We start from the raw sequence: 22,137 nt of genomic DNA, 5'->3' as shown, positions 1-22,137 counted from the left end.
TGCTTTCAATGATCACTTCGCGGCGTTGAAGCGCCGGAGAGTGTCAGGAGGGCGCGGTCAGCCCCAGACGGGACCGTGAGCGGCATGGATGCCGCGACCGAGCCCCCATGGATGGGTTTACGGCGTGCCCCGGCTGGGGCTGACCGCGCCCTCAGCCAGGAAATCTACCGCTGCGACAAACCCGCAACGCTCTTCAATCCCTCAGGCGTCCTTCGCCTCATGCGGCGCCGCCGCCGCCGCCGCATCGTGCCCCAGCTCATACTCCGCGTCGTAATCCCACGGCCCACCGTCAGCCGCCGCCGGACCACACGAAATCGAGATTGCGCCCTGATCCGCCGGACCCACCACGCGCCGGTTGATCGCGAACAGGTTGCGGCCCAGGTCATTGGCGGCCGGCGCCGTATTCGGCGCATGCGTACGCGCCGCCCATTCGGCCGCGTCCACCAGCACTTCCAGCGTGCCGGCTTCACCATCCAGGCGGATGATGTCGCCCTCGCGCACCTTGCCCAGCGGACCACCGCGTGCGGCTTCCGGGGTCACGTGGATCGCCGCCGGAATCTTGCCCGACGCGCCGGACAGGCGACCATCGGTGACCAGTGCCACGCGCCGGCCCTGGTTCTGCAGCAGGCCCAGCAGCGGTGCCAGCGAATGCAGTTCCGGCATACCGTTCGCACGCGGGCCCTGATAACGCACCACGGCTACGAAATGCTCGGGCAGCAGGCCGCCGGCGTGCAGCTTGTTCAATACCTGCGGTGCATCAACCACCACGGCCGGGGCTTCGATGGTGCGGTACTGCGGCTTCACCGCTGACAGCTTGATCAGCGACTTGCCGAGGTTGCCGCGCAACAGGCGCAGGCCGCCCTGGCTCTCGAACGGGTTGTCGACACCGCGCACCACTTCTTCATCTGCGCTGCGTTCCAGGCCCGGCAGATACACCAGCTTGCCCTCGCGCAGCTGCGGTTCGCGGGCGTAGTCGGCCATGCCGCCACGGGCCACGCTGACCAGGTCGCCATGCATCAGGCCGGCCTTGATCAGTTCGCCGAACACGAACGCCGGGCCACCCGCAGCGGCGAAGCGGTTCACGTCGGCTTCGCCGTTCGGATAGACGCGCGCCAGCAGCGGAATCAGCTGCGACAGCTCGTCGAAGTCATCCCAGGTCAACACGATACCGGCCGCACGGGCCACGGCAATCCAGTGGATGGTGTGGTTGGTCGAGCCACCGGTAGCCATCAGCGCGATGATCGCGTTGATGATCGCGCGCTCGTCGATGATCCGGCCCAGCGGACGGAAATCGTCGCCCAGCGCAGTGATGTCCAGCGCACGCTCGGTGGCTTCGCGGGTCAGTGCATCGCGCAGCGCGGTGTCCGGATTGACGAACGACGCGCCCGGCAGCTGCACGCCCATCGCCTCCAGCAGCACCTGGTTGGAGTTGGCGGTGCCGTAGAAGGTGCAGGTGCCCGCGCCGTGGTAGGAGGCCGATTCGGCTTCCAGCAGTTCTTCGCGGGTGGCTTCGCCGGCGGCGTAGCGCTCGCGCACTTCGGCCTTCTGCTTGTTGGGAATGCCCGGCGTCATCGGGCCGGCCGGCACGAACACGGCGGGCAGATGGCCAAAGGCGAGGGCGCCGATCAGCAGGCCCGGCACGATCTTGTCGCACACACCGAGGTACACGGTGGTATCGAACATGTCGTGGCTGAGCCCGATCGCGGTGGCCTGGGCAATGACATCACGCGAGAACAGCGACAGCTCCATGCCGCCACGGCCCTGGGTGACACCGTCGCACATCGCCGGCACGGCACCGGCCACCTGTGCAGTCGCGCCCAGTTCGCGGGCCACCGCACGGATCTGTTCGGGATAGGTCTCGAACGGCTGGTGTGCCGACAGCATGTCGTTGTAGGCGGTGATGATGCCCAGGTTGGCCGTCACGCCGCCGCGCAGGCGGCTCTTGTCGGTGCCACCGCAGGCGGCGAAACCGTGGGCGAGGTTGCCGCAGCTGAGGCGGCTGCGGAACGGGCCATCGCGCAGGGAGGCGTCGATCGCTGCCAGATAGGCGGCGCGCGAGGCGGCGCTGCGGCGGATGACGCGCTCAGTGATGGCTTGCAGTTGCGGATGGAGGCTCATTGGCTACCGGCGTTCGAGGTGGCGAGAGGCGGGCGACGGCAGGGCGCCGCCGCCGACATCAATCAGCCCAGTGGACGCGCAGGCGCGCGCCGTCCAGGTTGATCGCGTTGAGGATCGGATACTGCTGGGGGTCGTTGCTGTCCAATGCCTGGCGCAGCACCTGCAGCTTCTGCTTGCCGCGCAGCAGCAGCAGGCGCTGGCGGCACTGGCCGAGGCCGCGCGGCGTCAGGGTGATGCGCAGCGGCCACTGGTTGGCACCGGGGCAGCCGGTGGCATCAAGCGCGGCATACGGCAGGGTGCTTTCCAGCGCGCGGGTCAGGTCCTTCGAGCCCGGGAACAACGAGGCGGTATGGCCGTCATTGCCCATGCCCAGTGCGACCAGGCTTGGCCGCTGGCTGTGCTGGGCCTGCAGGTTGGCGGTGTACACGCACTCGGGCAGCGGCTTGCCGATCCGCACCAGCGGATCGAAGTGCGCGCCTTCGGCACGCGTGAGCAGGTTCTCGCGTACCAGCCATGCATTGCTGTCGCGATCCTGCGGCGACAACCAGCGCTCGTCGGCCAGGCTCACTTCAACGCGGTCCCAATGCACGTCCAACTCGGCCAGCGCCTGGTACACCGGTGCCGGCGTGGTACCGCCGGACAACAGGATGCGTGCGCGGCCCAGCTCGTTGATGTCGTGGTTGATCGCCTGTGCCATTTCGGCAGCGACCGCTTCGATCCAGCCATCGGCATCGCCATGGTTGATGAACTCGATACGGTCGTCGTGGAAGGTGGGGCTCATGCGGCAACTCCTGGTGCGTCACGTTCGGCGTCGGCGGCATAGGCAGCGGCGCCCAGCAGTCCGGCGTGGGGATGCATCACGGCCAGCGACGGCACCCGCGCCATGATCGAAGAGAACCGGCCCTTGTGTTCGAAGCGCTGGCGGAAACCGGAGTGCTGCAATGAATCGAGCATCTTCGGAGTCAGCCCGCCGGTCAGGAACACGCCGTCCCAGGCGCCCTGGGTCAGCACCAGATCACCGGCAATGGCGCCGAACACCGCGCAGAACACATCCACGGTACGCATCGCCTGTGGATCGCCGTGCAGGGCGCGGGCGGTCACGTCCACCGGTTGCAGTTGGCCCGGGTCGATACCCGCCATCTCGCAGATTGCGCGATGGATGTTGACCAGGCCGGGGCCGCAGATCAGCCGCTCGTTGGAGACGCGCCCGAACTGCTCGGACAGGATCTCCAGGATGCGGATCTCTTCCGGCGTTCCCGGCGGGAAGCTGACATGGCCGCCTTCGGTTTCCAGCGGGTAACAGCGGCCGTGGCGAAGGATCAGGCCGCCGACGCCGAGGCCGGTACCCGGCCCGATCACTGCGTAGTTGCGCGGCTGGCCCGGCTTGCCTGGGACCCAGGCGGCACCGCCGACCTGGACCACGTCATCGGGTTGCAGCAGCGAGATCGCCATCGCCTGCGCGGCGAAGTCGTTGATCAGGTGCAGTTCGTTGAAACCCAGCATCGCGGCTGTGCGGCTGCGCGAGATCACCCACGGATGGTTGGTGATGCGGGCTTCGTCACCATCGACACGACCGGCGACTGCGAACACGCCACGGCTTGCGGTGGCGCCGATCTGTTCCAGATGGTGGCGCGCGGCATCACCCAGCGACGGGAACTCCGCCACTGCGTACTCGCGGATGCTCTCTTTCAGCAGCGGGGCGTCCTGCGAGGTGTCGGCAAGGGCGAAGCGGGCATTGGTGCCACCGATGTCGGCGACCAGCACCGGCTGCGAGCTGGCGCTCATTCCGACGCTCCGCTATCCGGCGCATCCACGCCCTGCGGCAGGAAGTCGACCGCGTTGGCCGGGCCCCACTGGCCGGCAGGGTAGGGTTCCAGCGGCAGGTCGGCCGCCTTCCAGGCATCGGCGACGCTGTCGATCCAGGCCCAGGCGGCGCGCACTTCGTCATCGCGCACGAACAGGGTGTGGTTGCCGTTGAAGGCGTCCAGGAACAGGCGTTCGTAGGCGATACGGCGATGCAGGCCAGTCGGCACCGACAGTTCCAGTTCCAGCGGCTGCAGTTCCAGCGCGCCCCATTCCGGGCCGGCCAGGCTGCTCATCAGGCCCAGCTCGATGTTCTCCTGCGGCTGCAGCTGGAACACCAGACGGTTCGGTGCGGCCTGCGCACGCTGCGGACGCTCGAACAACCAGTGCGTGACCGGCTTGAGGGTCACCACCACGCGGGTGGTGCGCTCGGGCAGGCGCTTGCCGGTGACCAGGTGGAACGGCACGCCGCTCCAGCGCCAGTTGTCGATGTGCGCGGTGACGCCTGCGAAGGTTTCCACATCGCTACCTTCCGGTGGCTGGTAGGCCTGTGCGGGCTGGCCGTTGATGCTGCCGGCGGTATAGCGGCCACGCACGCTGTCACGCGCTGCGTGCTTGGCATCCAGCGGGCGCAGCGCACGCAGCACCTTGACCTTCTCGTCGCGGATGCGGTCGGCTTCCAACGACGCCGGCGGCTCCATCGCCACCATGCACAGCAGCTGCAGAATGTGGCTCTGCACCATGTCGCGCAGGGCGCCGGAGCGCGCGTAGTAAGCATCGCGGCCATCCACGCCTTCGCTTTCGGCGACCAGGATGTGCACCGATTCGATGTAGTTGCGGTTCCACACCGCTTCCAGCAGCGTGTTGCCGAAGCGCAGCGCGATCAGGTTCTGTACCGCCGCCTTGCCCAGGTAGTGGTCGAGGCGGAACACGCGGTCTTCGTCGATCCACTGGCCGATGGTGGTGATGATCTCCTCGGCGCTTTCGCTGTCGCTGCCGATCGGCTTTTCCAGCATCAGGCGCGCCGGTGCGGCCAATGCGCCGCCCTTGGCCAGGCCTTCGCAGGTGGAGATGTACAGGCCCGGCGGGATCGCCAGGTAGCTCACGCAGCGGCGGTCGACGAGGTCGGATACCGCGGCGGCGACCGAGTCGACGTCGCGCAGGTCGACCGAGCGGTAGTCGATGCGACGCAGCAGAGAGGCGATGTCCTCCTGGCTGGCCATCGGCATCGCCTGCTGCAGTCGTGGCCGCAGGATGTCATGGAAGGCTTCGGTGTCGTGGCCGGACAGGGCCAGCGCACGGATGCGGAAATCCTCCGGCAGCAGGCCGTCGCCGAGCAGGCGCAGCAGCGAAGGGAACAGGTAGCGCTGGGCCAGATCACCTGTGGCACCAAACAGGAAGAGTGTGTCGTGCATCGCTCGAGTTTCAGATCCGGGTGACATCGTTGTCAATCGCTTCATGGCTGGGTTCGGGGGACATCCGCGCAACTGCCTGTCCGAGGCTCATCTGGATCGGCTTTCCGGGTTGCCGGAGCACCGTTCCAATCGAAACCACTACAGCGGCAACCCTTCGTTCGGTCGACGATGCAGGTCGGCGCGCACCGACGTTCGGATAGTGCCACGTGAAAACGTTTACATGGCAGAATGGGCAACTGTATTCGATTGCAGTGGTCGCCGTCATGCGGCAACCGCGCAATCATCACTGCCATCGGGAGGGCCGAGGCAGTCCCAAAAGACAGCCCGGCGTCGGGCGGACTGGATGAGTGAAATGGCAAAAGTGCAGTTGCAGGGTGTGCGCAAGGTCTACGACAACGGCCAGGTCGCGGTGAAGGACGCCACGTTCGAGGTGGCCGACGGCGAACTGATGGTGCTGGTCGGCCCGTCCGGGTGTGGCAAGTCGACTCTGCTGCGGATGGTGGCAGGGTTGGAAGAGATCAGCGGCGGCACGCTGACCATCGGTGATCGCGTGGTCAACGACGTGGCGCCCAAAGATCGCGACATCGCGATGGTGTTTCAGAGTTACGCGTTGTACCCGCACATGACCGTGGCCGAGAACCTGGCCTTTGGCCTGAAGCTGCGCGGGCATGACAAGGCGACCATCGACAAGCGCATCAGCGAAGCCGCGCAGACGCTGGGCCTGACCGAGATGATGGACAAGCTGCCCAAGGCGATGTCCGGCGGCCAGCGCCAGCGTGTTGCACTGGGCCGTGCGCTGGTGCGTGAGCCGGCGGTGTTCCTGCTCGACGAGCCGCTGTCCAACCTTGACGCCAAGCTTCGCCACAGCGTGCGCACCGAGATCGCGCAGCTGCACCGCAAGCTGGGCACCACCATGATCTACGTGACCCATGATCAGGTTGAAGCGATGACCCTGGGCCAGCGCATCGTGGTGCTGAAGGACGGCATCATCCAGCAGATCGATACGCCGATGGCGCTGTACGACCGTCCGGCCAACCTGTTCGTGGCCGGCTTCCTCGGCAGCCCGGCGATGAACGTGCTGCGCGGTACGCTGCAGGGCGATGCCGGTGGCGTGACCGTGGTTGATGGCGCGTGGCAGGCTCCGCTGGGGCAGGCGACGATCGATCCGGCGTGGTTGCAGAAGCCGATCGCGGTGGGCGTGCGTCCCGAGCACCTGCAGCCGGCAGGCAGCGAAGACACGCATGCGTTCACCGCGCGCATCGAAGGCATCGAGCCGGTCGGCAACGAGATCTTCGTCAACATGAGCAGCGGCCAGCACGCGCTGACCATGCGCGTGGCGCCGCAGTCGCTGCCGGGCGTGGGCGAGGACATCCGGGTGGCGATCCACCCGCAGGGCCTGCATTTCTTCAACCCGGAAACCGGCGAGCGCCTGTAAACGGTGGTGCCGGCCAGCGGCCGGCACTACCTTTCCCTAAGGGTTCAGTAGATCCACGTCATGCGTGGATGACGTGCCGGATAGACGCCTCAGCGCGCCAACCCGTCCAGCAGCGGCATCCGCTGTGCGGGCGCATCACCCACCTGCAATTCGCTGTCGCCGGTCTCCAGCGGCAGCACGGCCAGCGCCAGGTCGCCGGCCACGCTGGCCAGGGTGCCGAGCGCGACCCCGTCCTGCTGCACGCCATCGCCGGCCTGCGCCGGTGCTGCGGTGTGCAGCAGCTGCACCGCGCGTTTGGCCTTGCCGAGGAAATGGGTGCGCGCGACGATTTCCTGACCGGGGTAGCAGCCCTTCTTCACGCTGTAGCCGTTGAGGCGGTCCAGGCCCAGCTGCTGCGGGGTCCACACCTCGCGCTGGCTCGCTTCCAGTCGCGGCAGGCCAAAGCGCAGGTCGGCCTGGCGCCAGGCCAGAGCAAAGGCGGCGTCCCCGGCTTCGTCGCTGGCCTCGAAGGCCTCGACCGGACCGATGCGCAGCGTGCGGGGAAGTGCGTCGCTGCCCAGGTCCAGCTCCCAGCCGTGGCTGCCGGCCAGCGCGATGGCAGCGCCGGTAGCGGCTTCCGGCGCAGTAAAGGCCCCGGCCACTGCCAGGTCGGCATGCACCTGCAATTTCACTTTGCGGCGGAACACGAAACGCTGCAGTTGCGACGCAATCGCATCGGCATCGCCGTCGGCGAGCACCAGCAGCACATGGTCATCGGCCAGCCGCAGCAGCTGAAACACTGCCAGGGTGCGGCCTTTGGCGCTCAGCCACGCGCTCCACTGCCAGTGCAGCAGGGGCAGGGCGGTCACATCGCTGCTGAACTGGGCATGGGCAAAAGCCGCCGCATCCACGCCCTGCAGGCTCAGCAATTGATGGCCGGGCAGGCGCGGATATGCGACGAAAGCAGGGGGAAGGTTGTCAGGCACGTGAACGAGGTCTAAAATTTGTGCGTTGCGAGACCCATCATGATAGGCCAAACAACCCCCACTCCCGACGCCGAAGCTGAAGCCCCGCTGGTTCCCCCGGTCCCTGTGCCCGTGGAACAACCAGAGGTGGAAGAAGAATTCGGTGGCCGCGGCGGACTCGATCCGGTGCGGTATGGCGATTGGGAAAAAAACGGACGCTGCATCGATTTCTGATCCAGCATTGAGCCAACGCGGCCTTATGCCGCCCAGCCGAGACAACGAGCCCAGCGAATGGCGACCAGACAACGTCCCCTTTCTCCGCACCTTCAGGTGTATCGCTGGCAGATTCAGATGGCCACCTCGATCCTGCATCGAGCCACTGGCGTCTTTCTGTCTGTTGGTGCCCTCATCATCGCCGGAGGCCTGTTGGCTCTGATGATGGGGCCCGAATCCTGGAACTGCTTCACCGGCCATGCCGGGGCCTGGTATGGCCGCGTGTTCCTGTTCGCGTGGACATGGTCGTTCGCCTATCACCTGTGCAATGGCATCCGCCATATCGTGCAGGACTTCGCGATCGGATTCCGCATTGCCACCTTCATCCGCAGCAGCTGGATGTCGGTGATCGGCAGCCTGCTGATCACCCTGGCGGTGTGGGCCTATGTGATGTTCGGAGGTGCCGCGTGAGCAAGTTCCGTACCCCGTTGAAGGGCGTGCGTGGTCTCGGTTCAGCCAAGACCGGCACCGAGCACTTCGTGCATCAGCGCCTGACTGCCGCCGCACTGGTGGTGCTGGGCATCTGGTTCCTGGTGTTCGTTCTGGGCCTGCTGGGCTCGGATTACGTGACCGCCACTGCCGCGATCGCCAAGCCGTGGAACGCCGTTCCGATGATCGGCCTGCTGATCGCCATGTTCTGGCACGCCCAGCTCGGCCTGCAGGTCGTGCTGGAGGACTACATCCACGAATCGCTGCTGGCCCTGGTGCTGCAGACCGCGGTGAAGTTCGTCGCCGTGCTCGGCATGATCGTCAGTGTGTTTGCGGTGGGCCGCATCGCCCTCGGCGTTGCCTGAGCCCAGGCGCCAAGACAGGAATCCAGACTAGATGTCCGCTTACAAGATTACCGAACACAAGTACGACATGGTCGTGGTGGGCGCCGGCGGCGCCGGCCTGCGTGCCACGTTCGGCCTGGCCGCCAAGGGCCTGCAGACCGTGTGCCTGACCAAGGTCTTCCCGACCCGGTCGCACACCGTCGCCGCCCAGGGCGGTATCTCCGCTGCGCTCGGCAACATGGGCGAGGACGACTGGCGTTACCACTTCTTCGACACCATCAAGGGTTCGGACTGGCTGGGCGACCAGGACGCCATCGAGTACATGTGCCGTGAAGCGATTCCGGCGATCATCGAGCTCGAGCACTACGGCGTGCCGTTCAGCCGCACCGCCGAAGGCAAGATCTACCAGCGTCCGTTCGGTGGCATGACCACCCAGTACGGCGAAGGCCCGGCGGCGCAGCGTACCTGCGCGGCGGCCGACCGTACCGGCCACGCGATGCTGCACACGCTGTACCAGCAGTCGCTGAAGCACGACGCACGCTTCATGATCGAGTACTTCGCACTCGACCTGATCTTCGATGACGAAGGTGCCTGCCGCGGCGTGCTGGCGTTGGACATGTCCGACGGCACGCTGCACCTGTTCCGCGCCCAGGGCGTGGTGCTGGCGACCGGCGGCTACGGCCGTGCCTACTTCAGCGCCACCTCGGCGCACACCTGCACCGGCGACGGTGGCGGCCTGGCCATGCGCGCCGGCATCGCCATGCAGGACATGGAGTTCGTGCAGTTCCATCCGACCGGCATCTACGGCGCCGGCTGCCTGATCACCGAGGGTGTCCGCGGTGAAGGTGGCATCCTGCGCAACAGCAGCGGCGAGCGCTTCATGGAGCGCTACGCACCGCACTACAAGGATCTGGCGTCGCGTGACGTGGTCAGCCGTTCGATGACCATCGAAATCCGCGAAGGCCGCGGCGTCGGCGAGCACAAGGACCACATCCTGCTCGACCTGACCCACCTCGGCCCGGGCGTGATCGACGACAAGCTGCCGGGCATCGCCGAGAGCGCCCGCATCTTTGCTGGCGTCGACGTGCACAAGCAGCCGATCCCGGTGATCCCGACCGTGCACTACAACATGGGCGGCATTCCGACCAACTACCACGGCGAAGTGGTGCGCAAGGACGGCGAGAACCCCGATGCGGTCGTGCCGGGCCTGTACGCCATCGGCGAAGCGGCCTGCGTTTCGGTGCACGGTGCCAACCGCCTGGGCTCGAACTCGCTGCTGGATCTGGTGGTGTTCGGGCGTGCGGTGGCCAATCGTTGCGCTGCGACGATCACCCCGGGCGCGGCGCACAAGACCCTGCCGGCCGACGCCTGCGACAAGGCGCTGGGCCTGCTGGATAAGCTGCGTCACGCCAACGGCGATACGCCGACGTCGGTCATCCGCGATCGCATGCAGCGCACCATGCAGGCTGACGCGGCGGTCTTCCGTACCAGCCAGACGCTGAAGGAAGGCTGCGAGAAGATGGACAAGATCTTCGACTCGTTCCAGGACGTGAAGGTCTCCGACCGTTCGCTGGTCTGGAACTCGGACCTGATCGAGACCTACGAGCTGAACAACCTGCTGCTGAATGCGGTGGCGACGATCAACTCGGCCGAGCAGCGCAAGGAAAGCCGCGGCGCACACGCGCACGAGGACTTCCCGGACCGCGACGACGTCAATTGGCAGAAGCACACCCTGGTCAGCGTGGACGAGAAGGGCAAGTGCAGCTTCGACTACCGTCCGGTGCACATGTACACGTTGACTGATGACGTGTCCGTGGTGCCGCCGAAGCCGCGCGTGTACTGATCCGACCCCGCCTAACATGCAATCCGCGCCCTCGGGCGCGGGCCGCCTGAGCCAACGAGAGCAGCCATGGCCGAGTTTTCACTCCCCAAGAATTCCAAGATCACGAAGGGCAAGCACTTCCCCGCCAAGACCGGCGGCAAGAACGTGCGCACCTTCAAGATCTACCGCTGGAGTCCGGACGACGACAGCAATCCGCGCACCGATACCTATGATGTCGATCTGGACGCCTGCGGCCCGATGGTCCTGGACGCGCTGATCAAGATCAAGAACGAGATCGACCCGACCCTGACCTTCCGCCGCTCCTGCCGCGAAGGCATCTGTGGTTCGTGCGCGATGAACATCGACGGCACCAACACCCTGGCCTGCACCCGAGCCATCTCGGACTGCGGCAAGAAGGAAGTGCCGATCTACCCGCTGCCGCACATGAACGTGGTCAAGGATCTGGTTCCGGACCTGACCCACTTCTATGCGCAGTACGCCTCGATCAAGCCGTGGATCCGCACACAGACCCCGGCACCGCCGGACCGTGAGCGCCTGCAGTCGCCGGAAGACCGCAAGAAGCTTGATGGTCTGTACGAGTGCATCCTGTGCGCGTGCTGCTCGACCAGCTGCCCGAGCTACTGGTGGAACGGCGAGCGTTACCTGGGCCCGGCGATCCTGCTGCAGGCCTACCGCTGGATCATCGATTCGCGCGACGAGGACACCGGTGCGCGCCTGGACGATCTGGAAGATCCGTTCAAGCTGTACCGCTGCCACACCATCATGAACTGCGCCCGGACCTGCCCGAAGGGCCTGAACCCGGCGCTGGCGATCGCCGAGATCAAGAAGCTGATGATGGAACGCCGCGCCTGATACGGCGCCGGGTAGCTGCATGACCCCAGCAAAGCCACGCCATGCGTGGCTTTGCTGTATCTGGAGAAACACGATGGAAGAAGATGTTCTGCTGAAGAAGCTGCGTTGGCGTTGCCGGCGCGGCATGCGCGAACTGGACCAGTTGTTCGGTCGCTACCTGGACCGCGAATGGAGCAGTGCGCCGACCGAAGAGCGCGAGGTTTTCCTGTTCCTGCTCGACTGCGAGGACGATAAGCTGTGGCGCTGGTTCATGGGCTACGAGGCCTGCCCGCATGCGCACGCCATCCCCCTCATGCACAAGATCCTCGCCCTCAAGCCTTGAGTGGCGCCCGTCGCGGCTTCAGGCCGGTGCTCAGTTGGCCGTACTGCTCGCCGCGCCGTGGCTGCTGCGCGCCTCGGATCTGCCGCCGGAGCACCTCGTTCCCGTACTGATCGGGGTCTGGGTGCTGGGCCTGGCCGAACTGGCCTGGCGCCTGCGGCGGCCCCGCGCGTTGCTGCAGCTGCCGCCCCTGCCTGAGCCGCTGCGCGTGGACGGGCAGGACATTGCCGAGCCGCGACTGGTGGTGCGCGGGCCCTGGCTGCTGCTGCAGTGGCGCGAGGGCTGGCACCGTCGACGGCTGTTGTTCTGGCCGGACGTGCTCGATCGCGGGCAGCGACGTGAACTGCGACTGGCCGTATCCGCACGCGGCGTTTCCCGTCAGCCCCGGTCGGTGGCACCATAGGCTGAATCGACTGGCGTGCCTGCATGTTCAAACCCATTCCCGTGGCCATTGGCCTGCGCTACCTGCGCGCCAAGCGCCGCAACGGCTTCATCTCCTTCATTTCGATGGCATCGATCCTGGGCATCGCGCTCGGGGTGACGGTGCTGATCACCACACTGGCGGTGATGAGCGGTTTCCAGAAGGAGATCCGCAGCCGCCTGCTGCAGATGACCGCGCACACCACGATCAGCCGCGACGGCGAACCGATGCCGGACTGGATGCGCGTGGTCGATGTGGCCAGCAAGGATCCGCGCGTGGCCGGTGCTGCGCCGTATATCGAGATCCAGTCGATGATCAGTGGCCCGCGCGTGCAGGGTGCGATCATCCAGGGTATCGACCCGGCGCTGGAGCCGAAGGTGTCGGTGATCGACAAGAAGGTCACCAAAGGCAGCTACGGCAGCCTGACCCCGGGCAGCTTCAACCTGCTGCTGGGCAAGGAACTGGCCGTCTGGCTGGGCGTGGACGTCGGTGACCAGGTACTGGTGACCTTCGCGGAAGTGCAGGGCACGCCGGCCGGCGCGGTGCCGCGGATGAAACGCTTCACCGTCAGCGGCATCTTCGAGGCCGGTTACAACGAAGTCGATCGCGGTGTGGGTTTTGCCAACATGAAAGACCTGGAGCGCGTACTGCGTTCCGATGGCGCCACCGGCGTCCGCCTGAAACTGCATGACATGGACCGCTCGCTGGAGGTGGGCGTGGACCTGGCGCAGAACCTCGGCGGCGCGTATCGGGTCAGCGACTGGACCCAGCAGAACGCCAACCTGTACCACTCGCTGCGCATGGAAAAAGTGGTGATGGGCATCCTGCTCTCGCTGATCATCGCCATGGGCGCGTTCAACCTGGTGTCCTCGCAGGTGATGCTGGTGACCGACAAGCAGGCCGACATCGCGATCCTGCGTACCCTTGGCTTGACCCCGGGCGGAGTGATGCAGGTGTTCATGGTGCAGGGCTCGCTGATCGGCATCTTCGGCACCCTCGCAGGCCTGATCGGCGGCATTACCCTGACCTTGAACCTGGAGCGCATCCTCGGCGCGATCGAAGCGGTGTTCAAGATCAAGCTGCTGCCGGAGGATGTGTACTACATCACCGGCCTGCCTACCGACATGCAGACCAGCGACATCGTGGTGATCACCCTGATCGCGCTGTTGATGAGCTTCCTGGCCACTTTGTACCCCGCTTGGCGGGCAGCACGCACCCAGCCGGCGGAGGCCCTGCGCTATGAATAAGGTCTTCAATCGCGGCGATGAAGTGATCCGTGCCGAAGCGCTGGGCAAGACCTACGCTGAAGGGCGCATGCAGACCCCGGTGTTCGATGGCCTGGACCTGACGGTGACCGCAGGCGAGACGGTTGCGATCATCGGCGCCTCCGGTGCCGGCAAGAGCACGCTGTTGCACCTGCTGGGCGGGCTGGATACGCCCACCGCAGGCGAGGTCTATGTCACCGGCCAGCGCATGTCTGCGCTGTCGGACACTTCGCGCGGCCTGCTGCGCAACCAGGCGCTGGGCTTTGTCTATCAGTTCCACCACCTGCTGCCGGAATTCACCGCGCTGGAAAACGTGATGATGCCGGTCATGCTGGCCGGTACCGCAGTGGCGGAGGCCAGCACGCGTGCGACTGCGCTGCTGGAATCGGTCGGCCTCGGCCATCGCCTGGATCACAAGCCCGGCGAATTGTCCGGTGGCGAACGCCAGCGTGCTGCAGTGGCGCGCGCGTTGGTCAATCACCCGGCCTGCGTGCTGGGTGACGAGCCGACCGGCAACCTGGATGACCGCACGGCGGCGACCGTGTTCGAGTTGATGCTCGAGCTCAACCGTGCCCGTCACACCAGCCTGGTGCTGGTCACCCATGACCGCTCGCTGGCGCGGCGCCTGGACCGGGTGCTGGAGCTGCGCGAAGGGCGCCTGCACGCGCTGGCCCACGCCGACGTCTGAGCGCCAACCAAGGTTGGCGACTACCGGAGTCCGGCGCGGGATCTGCTTTGGTAGATGCCGACCTTGGTCGGCTGCGGATGGCCCACGCAGGCCAAGCGCCAACCAAGGTTGGCGGCTACCGAATTGGATGCCGGCCCTGGTCGGTTGGGATGCCGCCGACCAACGGCTGAACTGGGCTGCCGGCCGTTGCGCCGGCACCACCCCGGCGGGTGCATGATCGGCACAGTTCCCGTGGAGATCGCCATGAAGACCCCGTTGTTGATCGCCGGGCTGTGCCTGGCTCTGGCTGGCTGTGCAACCACTGGCCGTTTGGGCAGTGCCGAGAAGCTGGAGCTGTATCGTGCCCACGCCGGGGCCCCCCAGAAGGACATGCAGTTCTTCGGCAGCCTCAATGGCTGGACCGAACTGGGCGACAGCGCGCTGGCGGTCTGGACCAAGCCCAGCGAGGCCTACCTGCTGGAGCTGAGCGGGCCGTGCCCGGATCTGTCCTACGCGCCAGCGATCGGCTTGACCAGCCACATGGGCCGTGTCTCGGCACCGTTCGACAAGGTGCTGGTGCGCGACCCGACCAACGGCCCGCGCATGCCGTGCTTCATCAAGACCATCCGCAAGCTGGACGTGAAGTCGCTGCGGGCGGAGGAGAAGGAGATGCGCCAGGCGCAGGTGCAGGAGCGCGAAGAGTCCACGAACTAGGCCGGTAGCGCCGGGCCATGCCCGGCGGATGCGGGAACGCCGGGCATGGCCCGGCGCTACCTCCAGATCAGGCTTCCGGGGTGAAACCAGCAGGTTTCTCCGCGTCCTTCTCGAACAGGAACTTCACCAGTTCCGTTTCCAGCAATGCGCGATGCTCCGGCTTGCGCGGGGAGAGGCGGTTCTCGTTGATCAGCATGGTCTGGTGTGCCAGCCATGCGGTCCACGCCGGCTTGCCGATGTGGTTGAACACGCGCTGGCCCAGCTCACCCGGGTAAGGCACGAAGTCCAGGCCCTCGGCATCGCGTTGTTCGTACTGGCAGAAGACGGTTCGGGGCATGGCACTCACTCGTGGTTGCGGGATTTTGCGGAGGTTCGCTTCGGGGCCTTGATGGGCGTGCCATCAAGCAGTTTTCGGATGGGGGCCGGCAGGCCCAGTGCAGACAGTTCGGCGGCGCCGACCCAGCGCAGCGTGGGTTCTTCCACGCGCAGGCCGTGCACCTGCCGTGACAATACCTGCAGATGCAGCTTGTAGTGGCTGAAGGTGTGCTGCAGCACCGGTAGTTCCTCGGCATCTTCCAGTGAACCATCGACGTGCACGTCGAACCAGTCCTGGAGCTCGCTGCCCGCATCTGCCTGCGGAAGCGTCCAAAGCTGCGCCCAGATGCCGGTATCCGGCCGCTTCTGCAGCAGCACGCGCTGCTGCTTGTCGCGCAGCAGCAGGGCCACCGCCTCGCGTTCGGGCAGCACCTTGCTCGGCTTTGCTGTTGGCAGCTCGGCCGTGCGGCCTTCGCGACGGGCCACGCAATCGGCCTGCAGCGGGCAGATCACGCAGGCTGGTCTGGCGCGGCTGCAGACCGTCGCACCGAGGTCCATCTGCGCCTGGGTGTAGTCCGCCATGCGCCCCGCCGGCACCTGCGCGACCTGCGCTTCGGCGATGGCCCACAGCTGCTTTTCGACGGCGGGCAGGCCAGGAAAGCCTTCGACGCCGTGATAGCGGCTGAGCACGCGCTTGACGTTGCCGTCGAGGATCGCGACCGGGTCGTTCCAGGCCTGGCTGAGGATCGCGCCGGCGGTACTGCGGCCGATGCCGGGCAGGTCGTGCAGGGCATCGAAATCACGCGGCAGCTCGCCCCCATGCTCGCTCACGCAGCGCTTGGCGGCGGCATGCAGATTGCGCGCACGGGCGTAGTAACCCAGCCCGGCCCACTGCGCCATCACCGCGTCGTTGCTGGCGGCGGCAAGGTCGGGCAGGGTGGGGAAGTGCTGCAGGAAACGGTGGAAGTACGGAATGACCGTTGCCACCTGGGTCTGCTGCAGCATGATTTCCGACAACCAGACCCGATACGGGCTGCGCGGATGCTGCCAGGGCAGGTCGTGGCGGCCGTGGTCGTCAAACCAGTGCAGCAGGCGGGCGACGAAGCCGTGCTCGGGGGCTGGCATGGCGCTGGCGTTCGGCTGGCGGGGCATTGGTACTCCAAAAGGCAGCCACCCATGGGGTGGCTCTACTACGGCAGCGGCCGGTGGCCCATGGGGTGGCTCTACCGGGTTGCAGTAGAGCCACGCCATGCGTGGCTGCACGGTGTATCAGGCGCCCAGCGCTTCGGGCAACAGGGCGTCGACGAACGCTTCCGGATCGAACACGCGCAGGTCTTCCGGGCGCTCGCCGATGCCGGCGAAACGGATCGGAATGCCGAACTCACGGGCCAGTGCGAACACCACGCCGCCCTTTGCGGTGCCGTCCAGCTTGGTCACCACCAGACCGGTCACCTTGACCGCGGCATTGAACTGGCGCAGCTGCGAAAGTGCGTTCTGGCCGGTAGTGCCGTCGATCACCATCAGCACTTCGTGCGGCGCGTTTTCGTCGATCTTGCCGAGCACGCGGCGGATCTTGCCCAGCTCGTTCATCAGCCCGGACTGGGTGTGCAGGCGGCCGGCGGTATCGGCGATCAGTACCGACGTGCCACGGGCCTTGCCGGCCTGCAACGCGTCGTAGGCAACCGAGGCGGCATCGGCGTTCTGCCCCTGCGCGACCACGGCCACGCCGTTGCGCTCGCCCCAGATCTGCAGCTGGGCCACGGCAGCGGCGCGGAAGGTATCGCCGGCGGCCAGCATCAGGCTGTGGCCCTCGTCCTTGAAACGCTTGGCCAGCTTGCCGATGGTGGTGGTCTTGCCGACGCCGTTGACGCCGACGGTCAGCACCACGAAGGGCTTGGCGTTGCGGTCGATGACCAGGGGCTTTGACACCGGCTGCAGGATCGCGATGAGGTCAGCGCGCAGTGCCGCCAGCAGGGCATTGGCATCGATGAACTCGCGCGCCTTCATGCGCTTGCGCAGGTCGGCGATCAGGTCGGTGGTGGCGGCAACGCCGACGTCGGCGGTCAGCAGCGCGGTCTCGATCTCGTCCAGCAGGTCGTCATCGAGCTTGGGATTGCGCGAGAACAGGCCGCCGAAGCTGCGGGCGAATGCGCTGTTGCGCAGGCGCTCGCGCCAGCCGGGCTTGTCGGCCGGGGCAGGCGGGGCATCGACCAGCACCGGCAGGTCGGCGGCCGGGGCGGCCGGTTCCTGCGCGGGGATGACCGGGGCCAGCGGAGCGAGGACCGCAGCGGCGGCGGCCGCTTCGGCGGCGAAGTTCTCCGGTGCCAGCACGCGTTCCGGCAGGGCTTCGGCAGTGGTTTCCTGCGGCGCGTCCGGCGTTGCCTGCGCTGCTGACGTTGCGGGCGCGACGACTTCTGGCGTGACGGTTGGCACCGGCGCTTCCGCCACGGGCGGGGCTACCGGTGCGGCCGGGGCCTGCTCGGGCGGCGCGGCCGACGGGAATGCCGCCGCCAGCTCTTCAGCCGAGTAGTGCTGGGTCTTGGGCGCGTCCGGTGTGGCGGCGTCCTGGGGCTTCTTGCGGCGGAAAAAACTGAGCATTGGCAAAAGGCGCTGAAATCAGAGGGATATGCTACCACCCGGGCCTGTCTGGCCGGCGTGGACTCAAGGTCGCAGCCGCGCGGCCGTTAACCGGTGCGGAAGGCTGCGTTGGGTGGCCTGAGAGACCCCCCGATGAACGATGTGACCGGTATTGCCCTCAGCGGGATGCGTGCGGCCCAGCGGGGCGTGCAGGTGGCCGCGCACAACGTGGCCAACCTGGCGACCGCGGATGCACCGCGCCTGCAGCTGCAGCGCGAAGCCGCAGCGCAGGGCGGGGTGGACTCCCGCGTGATCTCCACTAGTGACACCGACCCGTCCGCGCCGCTGGGTGACCTGTTGGCTGCCAAGGCCGAGGTGGTGGCCTTTGCTGCCAACGCTGCGCTGATCCGCCGCGAGGACCAGATGGTGGGCTCGCTGCTGGACCGGCAGGCCTGATCCGACCGGCTCTGGGCGGGCCCGGTGGCTGGCCTTGGGCAACCGTGGCGTGCTCCTGCGGAATATCAACCTCGCCGTGCTTCGGGGGACAACCGCGATCCGCTCTGGTAGGTGCCAACCTTGGTTGGCACGCATTTGCAGTCGAACCAAGCGCCAACCAAGGTTGGCACCTACCAGGGCAATGGCGGTGCCAACCGGGGTTGGCACCCACCAGTCTGGGCGATACCGGCGTCAATCAGGCCGACAGCTCCAGCAGCAGCTTGTTCAGACGCGCCACGTAAGCACCCGGATCCTTCAGGCTGTCACCGGCGGCCAGTGCAGCCTGGTCGAACAGCACCCGGCCCAGGTCGTCGAAACGTGCGCCATCGGCTTCGGCATCCAGCTTGGCGATCAGCGGGTGACCCGGGTTGATCTCCAGTACCGGCTTGCTGTCGGGCACCTTCTGGCCGCTGGCTTCCAGGATCTGGCGCATCTGCAGGCCCAGGTCCTGTTCGCCGATGGCCAGCACCGCCGGCGAATCGGTCAGGCGGTGTGACACGCGCACTTCGGCCACGTCATCGCCGAGCACGTTCTTCAGGCGCTCGACCAGGCCCTGCTTGTCCTTCGCTGCTGCTTCCTGTTCCTGCTTGTCCGCTTCGCTCTCCAGCGCGCCCAGGTCGAGGTCGCCACGGGCGATGTCGACGAAGCCCTTGCCGTCGAAATCGGTCAGGTAGCCCATCAGCCACTCGTCGATGCGGTCGGTCAGCAACAGGACTTCGATGCCCTTCTTGCGGAACACTTCCAGGTGCGGGCTGTTGCGTACCTGGCTGTAGCTCTCGCCGGTCAGGTAATAGATCTTGTCCTGGCCTTCGGCCATGCGGCCGATGTAGTCGGCCAGTGACACGGTCTGTGCATCGGCCTCGCCACGGGTGGAGGCAAAGCGCAGCAGGCCGGCGACCTTTTCGCGGTTGTTGTAGTCCTCGGCCGGGCCTTCCTTCAGCACCTGGCCGAATTCCTTCCAGAACGTGGCGTACTGTTCGGGCTTGTCGTTGGACAGCTTCTCCAGCATGTCCAGCGAACGCTTGGTCAGCGCGGCCTTCATCGAATCAATGACCGGGCCCGACTGCAGGATTTCGCGCGAGACGTTCAGCGACAGGTCGTTGGAATCGACCACGCCCTTGATGAAACGCAGGTACAGCGGCAGGAACTGCTCGGCCTGGTCCATCACGAACACGCGCTGCACGTACAGCTTCAGGCCCTTGGGCGCATCGCGGTGGTACAGGTCGAACGGCGCACGGCCCGGCACGTACAGCAGCGAGGTGTACTCCAGCTTGCCTTCAACCTTGTTGTGGCTCCACGCCAGCGGATCGCTGTGATCGTGGGCGACGTGCTTGTAGAACTCGGTGTACTCCGCATCGCTGATCTCGGTGCGCGGGCGGGTCCACAGCGCGCTGGCGCGGTTGACGGTTTCCCACTCGATCGCGGCGCCTTCTTCGCCGCCTTCCTTGGGCATCTGGATCGGCAGGCCGATGTGGTCGGAGTACTTCTTGAGGATGCTGCGCAGGCGCCAGCCGTCGGCGAAGTCGTGCTCGCCATCCTTCAGGTGCAGGACGATGCGGGTGCCGCGCTCGGCCTTGTCGATGGTGGCGACATCGAAATCACCTTCGCCACGCGAGGTCCAGCGCACGCCTTCATTGGCGGCCAGGCCAGCGCGACGCGAGGTGACTTCGACTTCGTCGGCGACGATGAAGGCGCTGTAGAAGCCGACGCCGAACTGGCCGATCAGCTGCGAATCCTTCTTCTGGTCGCCGGACAGCTGGCGCAGGAAGTCGCCGGTGCCGGACTTGGCGATGGTGCCGAGGTGGGTGATGGCATCGGCGCGGCTCATGCCGATGCCGTTGTCTTCGATGGTGATGGTGTGGGCGGCCGGATTGAAGCTGACGCGCACGCGCAGTTCGCTGTCGCCCTCCAGCAGCTCGGGCTGGGTCAGGGCTTCGAAGCGCAGCTTGTCGGCAGCGTCGGCGGCATTGGAGACCAGCTCGCGGAGGAAGATCTCCTTGTTGGAGTACAGCGAGTGGATCATCAGCTGCAGCAGCTGCTTGACTTCGGTCTGGAAGCCAAGGGTTTCGGTCTGGACGGTTTCGGTCATCGGGTAGGGCTCCATGTGCGGTGCCGCGTCAGCGCGTGCGGCCTCGCCAAGGGGTAAGGGTGATTGTCCCGAAATCAAGGGGTTGTTCTGGCAGGGCTGCGCCCTGCACCCGCAGAGGCCAGGGCAACAGCAACAGCGGGCATTCCATGGGATGGCGGGGCGGTGTGGGTGGGCAGGACACGCCGTAAACCCATCCATGGGGGCTCGATGGCGCCTTGCTCGTGTGCGCTGTCCTGCGCACACGGCAAGACCGGGGTTGGGCATCCTGCCCAACCCGCCCGAGGCATGCCTCGGGCCCATAGCGCCAACGGTCCTGCCAACCCACACCGCCCCGCCTCTGACAGTTTCCCGGTGACGGTGACAACGGCTGGGCATCTGATTTCATCAATTCCTTCGATACCTGACAGATGTTCATCAACGCATGGCGTGGATCTACTGCAGATCGCAGGAAACTGTCGAAGGCGGGGTGGGTCCGGTTGAGGGGGCGTGAGCCGCATGGATGCGGCGACCGAGCTTACATGGACGTACTTGCAGCGGCCCCCTCAACCGGACCCACCCCGCCAACCCACGGATAGCAGGCTTTTGCCGTTGCTTCGGCCGTTGCTGTGGCTTCTGTGGGTGCCGGGCGCAGCCCGGCCGAACTACAATCCCGCTCATGCTGAAATTCTCGAATACCTCCCGCCCGGGGCGCCGATGAGCGGCCGTGGTGGCAATGACGGCCAGGTCCGCATCATCGGCGGGCGCTGGCGCAATACCCGGCTGCCGGTGCCGACGCTGCCGGGCCTGCGGCCCAGCAGCGATCGGGTGCGCGAAACCCTGTTCAACTGGCTGACGCCCAAGCTGGGCGGGGCACGCGTGCTGGACCTGTTCGCCGGCAGCGGTGCGCTGGGCCTGGAAGCCGTCTCGCGCGGTGCCGCGCATGCCACCCTGGTCGAACGCGATCCGCAGCTCGCGCGCAATCTGTCCGCGGCCGTATCCAAACTGCAGGCAGGCGACAGCGTCACGGTCGCCCAAGCCGACGCGCTGCGCTGGCTGCAGGCCGCGCCGGCGCAGCAGGCCGATCTGGTGTTCATCGACCCGCCGTTCGCCGACGGCCTGTGGCAGGACGTGCTGGCCCAGCTGCCGCGGCATCTGGCCGCCGATGCCTGGCTGTACCTGGAGTCGCCAGCCAGCCACGTGCCGGTGCTGCCCCCGGAATGGCTGCTGCACCGCGAGGGCAGCACCCGCGAGGTGCGCTTTGCCCTGTACCGCCGTGCCGCTGCTACACTTTGACCTCATCTGAACATCTGCAACCGCCCATGACCGTGGCCAACCGCCGCATCGCCGTCTATCCCGGCACGTTCGACCCCATCACCAACGGTCACATCGACCTGGTGAGCCGGGCCGCGCCGCTGTTTGAAAAGGTCGTGGTGGGCGTGGCGCAGAGCCCCTCGAAGGGACCGGCACTGCCGCTGGAACAGCGCGTGCAGCTGGCGCGTGGCGCCCTGGGCCACCACAGCAACGTCGAGGTCATCGGCTTCGATACGCTGCTGGCCCATTTTGTACGTTCGGTGCAGGGCGGGGTGCTGCTGCGCGGCCTGCGCGCGGTGTCCGATTTCGAATACGAGTTCCAGATGGCAAGCATGAACCGCCACCTGATTCCGGAGGTCGAGACCCTGTTCCTGACCCCGGCCGAGCAGCACAGCTTCATCTCGTCCTCGCTGGTCCGCGAGATCGCACGCCTGGGTGGCGATGTGTCCGGCTTCGTGCCGGCCGCCGTGCTCGAGGCGCTGCGCAAGGTCCGCGAAGCGAAGTCGGCGCAGTCGTAAGCCCTGCCCAG

Annotated in this window: 23 protein-coding genes; 14 read left to right on the top strand and 9 right to left on the bottom strand. The window is 66.5% G+C overall.

Annotated elements, in window-relative coordinates:
* Window positions 1–201: 201 nt before the first annotated feature.
* The 4 genes from edd to zwf are packed head-to-tail and all read right to left on the bottom strand — an operon-like array spanning window position 202 to window position 5,336.
* Window positions 202–2,118: a phosphogluconate dehydratase gene (gene edd, locus HFK18_RS19585; RefSeq protein ID WP_100464861.1), complete on the bottom strand. Its 1,917-nt coding sequence runs from the start codon at window positions 2,116–2,118 to the stop codon at window positions 202–204.
* A gap of 58 nt (window positions 2,119–2,176) precedes the next feature.
* Window positions 2,177–2,899 (bottom strand): 6-phosphogluconolactonase, encoded by a 723-nt coding sequence (gene pgl / locus HFK18_RS19580; protein WP_100552182.1) that lies wholly within the window; start codon window positions 2,897–2,899, stop codon window positions 2,177–2,179.
* Window positions 2,896–3,903: a glucokinase gene (glk, locus tag HFK18_RS19575; RefSeq protein WP_025878808.1), complete on the bottom strand. Its 1,008-nt coding sequence runs from the start codon at window positions 3,901–3,903 to the stop codon at window positions 2,896–2,898. Before glk ends, pgl begins: the two co-directional genes overlap by 4 nt.
* On the bottom strand, window positions 3,900–5,336 hold the full coding sequence (gene zwf, locus HFK18_RS19570; protein WP_089240355.1) for a glucose-6-phosphate dehydrogenase: 1,437 nt from the start codon (window positions 5,334–5,336) through the stop codon (window positions 3,900–3,902). The genes glk and zwf overlap by 4 nt, the downstream gene beginning before the upstream one ends.
* A gap of 352 nt (window positions 5,337–5,688) precedes the next feature.
* On the opposite strand from zwf, the gene ugpC reads away from it, so the two are divergent.
* A complete protein-coding gene (ugpC, locus tag HFK18_RS19565; protein WP_100552183.1) occupies window positions 5,689–6,771 on the top strand; it encodes a sn-glycerol-3-phosphate ABC transporter ATP-binding protein UgpC in 1,083 nt (360 codons plus the stop codon).
* 89 nt (window positions 6,772–6,860) lie between these two features.
* On the opposite strand, the gene HFK18_RS19560 is transcribed toward ugpC, so the two are convergent.
* Window positions 6,861–7,736 carry a folate-binding protein YgfZ gene (locus tag HFK18_RS19560; RefSeq protein WP_180167550.1) on the bottom strand — a complete coding sequence of 292 codons (876 nt, stop codon included), beginning with the start codon at window positions 7,734–7,736 and terminating at the stop codon, window positions 6,861–6,863.
* Window positions 7,737–7,775: 39 nt separating this feature from the next.
* Here HFK18_RS19560 and HFK18_RS19555 point away from each other — a divergent pair, with 39 nt between their 5' ends.
* The 10 genes from HFK18_RS19555 (at window position 7,776) to HFK18_RS19510 (ending at window position 14,842) form a co-directional block, all read left to right on the top strand.
* Window positions 7,776–7,949: a DUF1674 domain-containing protein gene (locus HFK18_RS19555; protein WP_080149151.1), complete on the top strand. Its 174-nt coding sequence runs from the start codon at window positions 7,776–7,778 to the stop codon at window positions 7,947–7,949.
* A gap of 57 nt (window positions 7,950–8,006) precedes the next feature.
* Entirely contained in the window at window positions 8,007–8,399 is a 393-nt protein-coding gene (gene sdhC / locus HFK18_RS19550) for a succinate dehydrogenase, cytochrome b556 subunit (RefSeq protein ID WP_089240360.1), read from the top strand.
* Complete coding sequence (gene sdhD / locus HFK18_RS19545; protein ID WP_180167549.1) at window positions 8,396–8,782, top strand: succinate dehydrogenase, hydrophobic membrane anchor protein; 387 nt, start codon at window positions 8,396–8,398, stop codon at window positions 8,780–8,782. Before sdhC ends, sdhD begins: the two co-directional genes overlap by 4 nt.
* 31 nt (window positions 8,783–8,813) lie before the next feature.
* Entirely contained in the window at window positions 8,814–10,604 is a 1,791-nt protein-coding gene (sdhA, locus tag HFK18_RS19540) for a succinate dehydrogenase flavoprotein subunit (protein ID WP_025878814.1), read from the top strand.
* A gap of 66 nt (window positions 10,605–10,670) precedes the next feature.
* On the top strand, window positions 10,671–11,456 hold the full coding sequence (locus HFK18_RS19535) for a succinate dehydrogenase iron-sulfur subunit (RefSeq protein WP_025878815.1): 786 nt from the start codon (window positions 10,671–10,673) through the stop codon (window positions 11,454–11,456).
* Window positions 11,457–11,529: 73 nt separating this feature from the next.
* Complete coding sequence (locus HFK18_RS19530) at window positions 11,530–11,778, top strand: succinate dehydrogenase assembly factor 2 (RefSeq protein ID WP_100552185.1); 249 nt, start codon at window positions 11,530–11,532, stop codon at window positions 11,776–11,778.
* Window positions 11,729–12,178 carry a hypothetical protein gene (locus HFK18_RS19525; RefSeq protein ID WP_100552186.1) on the top strand — a complete coding sequence of 150 codons (450 nt, stop codon included), beginning with the start codon at window positions 11,729–11,731 and terminating at the stop codon, window positions 12,176–12,178. The genes HFK18_RS19530 and HFK18_RS19525 overlap by 50 nt, the downstream gene beginning before the upstream one ends.
* Before the next feature lie 23 nt (window positions 12,179–12,201).
* A complete protein-coding gene (locus HFK18_RS19520) occupies window positions 12,202–13,443 on the top strand; it encodes a lipoprotein-releasing ABC transporter permease subunit (protein ID WP_100464876.1) in 1,242 nt (413 codons plus the stop codon).
* Window positions 13,436–14,149, top strand: a complete 714-nt coding sequence (gene lolD / locus HFK18_RS19515) for a lipoprotein-releasing ABC transporter ATP-binding protein LolD (protein ID WP_089240372.1) — start codon at window positions 13,436–13,438, stop codon at window positions 14,147–14,149. Before HFK18_RS19520 ends, lolD begins: the two co-directional genes overlap by 8 nt.
* Before the next feature lie 243 nt (window positions 14,150–14,392).
* Window positions 14,393–14,842, top strand: coding sequence for a DUF6491 family protein (locus HFK18_RS19510; protein WP_180167548.1), 450 nt, complete (start codon window positions 14,393–14,395; stop codon window positions 14,840–14,842).
* Between the two features lie 67 nt (window positions 14,843–14,909).
* Here the strand turns inward: HFK18_RS19510 and HFK18_RS19505 are convergent, their stop codons facing one another.
* The 3 genes from HFK18_RS19505 to ftsY all read right to left on the bottom strand — a co-directional run bounded on the left by HFK18_RS19505 (window position 14,910) and on the right by ftsY (window position 17,755).
* Window positions 14,910–15,179: an oxidative damage protection protein gene (locus HFK18_RS19505; RefSeq protein ID WP_093820188.1), complete on the bottom strand. Its 270-nt coding sequence runs from the start codon at window positions 15,177–15,179 to the stop codon at window positions 14,910–14,912.
* Between the two features lie 5 nt (window positions 15,180–15,184).
* A complete protein-coding gene (mutY, locus tag HFK18_RS19500) occupies window positions 15,185–16,309 on the bottom strand; it encodes an A/G-specific adenine glycosylase (protein WP_180167547.1) in 1,125 nt (374 codons plus the stop codon).
* Between the two features lie 117 nt (window positions 16,310–16,426).
* Window positions 16,427–17,755: a signal recognition particle-docking protein FtsY gene (gene ftsY / locus HFK18_RS19495; protein WP_180167546.1), complete on the bottom strand. Its 1,329-nt coding sequence runs from the start codon at window positions 17,753–17,755 to the stop codon at window positions 16,427–16,429.
* A 132-nt stretch (window positions 17,756–17,887) separates the two neighbouring features.
* Between ftsY and HFK18_RS19490 the strand changes: the two genes are divergently transcribed.
* Window positions 17,888–18,190 carry a hypothetical protein gene (locus HFK18_RS19490; protein ID WP_180167545.1) on the top strand — a complete coding sequence of 101 codons (303 nt, stop codon included), beginning with the start codon at window positions 17,888–17,890 and terminating at the stop codon, window positions 18,188–18,190.
* Window positions 18,191–18,425: 235 nt separating this feature from the next.
* On the opposite strand, the gene htpG is transcribed toward HFK18_RS19490, so the two are convergent.
* On the bottom strand, window positions 18,426–20,318 hold the full coding sequence (gene htpG, locus HFK18_RS19485) for a molecular chaperone HtpG (RefSeq protein ID WP_180167544.1): 1,893 nt from the start codon (window positions 20,316–20,318) through the stop codon (window positions 18,426–18,428).
* A gap of 693 nt (window positions 20,319–21,011) precedes the next feature.
* On the opposite strand from htpG, the gene rsmD reads away from it, so the two are divergent.
* Both rsmD and coaD read left to right on the top strand, forming a co-directional pair.
* On the top strand, window positions 21,012–21,590 hold the full coding sequence (gene rsmD, locus HFK18_RS19480; RefSeq protein WP_180167543.1) for a 16S rRNA (guanine(966)-N(2))-methyltransferase RsmD: 579 nt from the start codon (window positions 21,012–21,014) through the stop codon (window positions 21,588–21,590).
* Window positions 21,591–21,616: 26 nt separating this feature from the next.
* On the top strand, window positions 21,617–22,126 hold the full coding sequence (gene coaD, locus HFK18_RS19475; RefSeq protein WP_008267036.1) for a pantetheine-phosphate adenylyltransferase: 510 nt from the start codon (window positions 21,617–21,619) through the stop codon (window positions 22,124–22,126).
* The last annotated feature ends 11 nt before the right edge of the window (window positions 22,127–22,137 follow it).

Origin of the sequence: Stenotrophomonas sp. SbOxS2 (genome assembly GCF_013416715.1) — a bacterium.
Taxonomy (GTDB): Bacteria; Pseudomonadota; Gammaproteobacteria; order Xanthomonadales; family Xanthomonadaceae; genus Stenotrophomonas; species Stenotrophomonas lactitubi.
The sequence above is the reverse complement of the archived record's forward strand: the minus strand, read 5'-3'. Positions and strand labels throughout refer to the sequence as shown.